Origin of the sequence: Pseudomonas sp., assembly GCF_026224925.1 — a bacterium.
Taxonomy (GTDB): domain Bacteria; phylum Pseudomonadota; class Gammaproteobacteria; order Pseudomonadales; family Pseudomonadaceae; genus Aquipseudomonas.
Genome location: NZ_JAMFRV010000019.1, coordinates 1 through 2,551, shown reverse-complemented (window position 1 = coordinate 2,551; position 2,551 = coordinate 1). Strand labels below are relative to the sequence as shown.

The following is a 2,551-nucleotide window of genomic DNA, read 5'->3' as shown; positions in this document are numbered from 1 at the left end:
TTTATGACCTCGGCGGCGGCACTTTTGATATCTCTATTCTGCGTTTGACTGGCGGCGTGTTTGAGGTCCTTGCAACTGGCGGCGACACTGCGCTGGGTGGCGATGACTTTGACCACGCAATTGCCAGCTGGATTGTGGGCGAGGCCGGTCTTTCTGCCGACCTTGATCCGTCCGCCCAGCGCAGCCTGCTGCAAACTGCTTGCGCTGCCAAAGAAGCGCTGACCGAGGTCGATTCGGTTGACGTTGCTCATGGCGATTGGCACTCGGTTCTCACCCGTCAGGCGTTCGATGCGATGCTCGAGCCGATGCTCGCTCGCAGCCTGAAAGCCTGTCGGCGTGCAGTTCGCGATGCCGGTATTGAAATTGAAGCCGTTGAAGCCGTGGTCATGGTTGGCGGTTCGACCCGTGTGCCGCGTGTGCGTGAAGCGGTCGCCGAGCTGTTTGGTCGTCAGCCGCTGACTGAGATCGATCCGGATCAAGTGGTGGCCATTGGTGCTGCGATTCAGGCCGATACACTGGCTGGCAACAAGCGTGACGGCGAAGAGTTGTTACTGCTTGATGTGATCCCGCTGTCTTTGGGGCTGGAAACCATGGGCGGGTTGATGGAGAAGGTGATTCCACGCAACACCACCATTCCCGTCGCCCGTGCTCAGGATTTCACCACGTATAAAGATGGCCAGTCGGCCATGATGATTCATGTGTTGCAGGGCGAGCGTGAGCTGATCAGTGATTGCCGATCCCTGGCGCGCTTTGAGTTGCGTGGTATTCCGGCGATGGTTGCCGGGGCTGCGAAAATCCGTGTGACCTTCCAGGTCGATGCCGACGGCTTGCTCAGCGTTGCTGCTCGTGAGCTGGGCTCTGGTGTTGAATCGAGCATTCAGGTCAAGCCTTCGTATGGCCTGACTGACGGTGAAATCACTCGCATGCTCAAGGATTCGTTCCAGTACGCCAGCGACGACAAAGTCGCTCGCGTGTTGCGTGAACAGCAGGTTGACGCACAGCGTCTACTCGAAGCGGTCCAGGGTGCATTGGATGCAGATGGCGATCGGCTGCTGGATGCAGAAGAGCGCATGGTCATCGAAGCGCAAATGCAGGACCTGAGTGAATTGATGCAAGGCACCGATGGCCCAGCCATCGAGCTACAGACCAAGCGTCTGTCGCAAGTGACCGATGCTTTTGCTGCCCGGCGCCTGGATTCGACGGTGAAATCCGCACTGGCGGGGCGCAACCTGAATGAAATTGAGGATTAACTGATGCCGCAGATCATTTTTCTGCCACACGCCGAGCATTGCCCGGACGGTATGGTTGTTGAGGCTGAGACCGGTCGATCGATCCTCGACGTGGCCCATGACAACCATATCGAGATCGAAAGCGCCTGCGGCGGCGTTTGCGCCTGCACCACGTGTCACTGCATCATTCGCGAAGGCTTTGATTCGCTGAACGAGGCCGATGAATTGGAAGAAGACTATCTCGACCGTGCCTGGGGGCTGGAGCCGCATTCGCGCCTGACCTGCCAGGCAAAAGTCGGGACAGAAGACCTGACTGTCGAAATTCCGAAATACTCGCTCAACCATGCGGCCGAAGCGGCGCACTGATTCAAGGAGTTTTTATGAGTCTTAAATGGGTTGATGTGCTGGAAATCGCTATTCAGTTGGCCGAAAGCAAGCCAGAAGTTGATCCGCGCCGGGTGAACTTCGTCGATCTCCAGAATTGGGTAATCGCCCTGCCTGAGTTCAGCGATGATTCAAAGCGGGGCGGCGAGAAGGTTCTTGAGGCTATTCAGGCTGCCTGGATTGAAGAGGCGGACTGAGTCAGTAGTGCGCGTTAGGTAATACCCCTAAACCCGCGTACAATACGCGGGTTTAATTTTTCGCTTTAATCACCGTTTCTGGAGTTACACCATGGCTGTTCAACGTACCTTTTCCATCATCAAGCCTGACGCCGTTGCTAAGAATGTAATTGGCGAAATCGTCACCCGTTTCGAAAAGGCCGGTCTGCAAGTAGTAGCTTCGAAAATGAAGCAGCTGTCCAAAGCTGAAGCTGAAGGTTTTTACGCTGAGCACAGCGCTCGCGGTTTCTTCGGCGATCTGGTTGCTTTCATGATTTCCGGTCCGGTTGTCGTTCAGGTTCTGGAAGGCGAAAACGCCATTGCCAAAAACCGTGAACTGATGGGCGCTACCAACCCTAAAGAAGCAGCTGCTGGCACTATCCGTGCTGATTTCGCTGACTCTATCGACGCCAACGCTGTACACGGTTCGGATTCCGAAGCCGCTGCTGCACGTGAAATCGCTTACTTCTTCGCCGCTACCGAAGTAACCGCTCGTAAAGCCTAAGGCTAACGAGTGAGGGTGAATAAATGACAACATCGACTGGCAAAACCAACCTGTTGGGTCTGACTCAACCGGAAATGGAAAAATTCTTCGACTCGATCGGGGAGAAGCGTTTTCGTGCCGGTCAGGTAATGAAATGGATTCACCATTTTGGCGTCGGAGATTTCGACGCCATGACGAACGTCAGCAAGGCCTTGCGCGAAAAGCTCAAGGTCTGCGCT

The 2,551-nt window shown here is 55.4% G+C and carries 4 protein-coding genes and 1 pseudogene; all 5 read left to right on the top strand.

The genetic code is table 11. From position 1 onward, the window contains the following. A partial coding sequence (gene hscA, locus M0974_RS01075) for a Fe-S protein assembly chaperone HscA (protein ID WP_297831525.1) occupies window positions 1-1,250 on the top strand: 1,250 nt, incomplete at its 5' end. A gap of 3 nt (window positions 1,251-1,253) precedes the next feature. Then, the gene (gene fdx / locus M0974_RS01070; protein WP_297831522.1) at window positions 1,254-1,595 is read left to right on the top strand and encodes an ISC system 2Fe-2S type ferredoxin; all 342 of its coding nucleotides are present in this window, start codon (window positions 1,254-1,256) and stop codon (window positions 1,593-1,595) included. A gap of 14 nt (window positions 1,596-1,609) precedes the next feature. Beyond that, window positions 1,610-1,810, top strand: coding sequence for a Fe-S cluster assembly protein IscX (iscX, locus tag M0974_RS01065; RefSeq protein WP_297831519.1), 201 nt, complete (start codon window positions 1,610-1,612; stop codon window positions 1,808-1,810). Between the two features lie 91 nt (window positions 1,811-1,901). After that, complete coding sequence (gene ndk, locus M0974_RS01060) at window positions 1,902-2,333, top strand: nucleoside-diphosphate kinase (RefSeq protein ID WP_219061131.1); 432 nt, start codon at window positions 1,902-1,904, stop codon at window positions 2,331-2,333. 23 nt (window positions 2,334-2,356) lie between these two features. Beyond that, a pseudogene (locus M0974_RS01055) lies at window positions 2,357-2,551 on the top strand (23S rRNA (adenine(2503)-C(2))-methyltransferase RlmN); the annotation flags it as partial.

Bases quoted from the DNA above. Each gene is read 5' to 3' on its own strand.
- iscX (WP_297831519.1), top strand. From the start codon at position 1,610: ATGAGTCTTAAATGGGTTGATGTGCTGGAAATCGCTATTCAGTTGGCC.
- fdx (WP_297831522.1), top strand. From the start codon at position 1,254: ATGCCGCAGATCATTTTTCTGCCACACGCCGAGCATTGCCCGGACGGT.
- ndk (WP_219061131.1), top strand. From the start codon at position 1,902: ATGGCTGTTCAACGTACCTTTTCCATCATCAAGCCTGACGCCGTTGCT.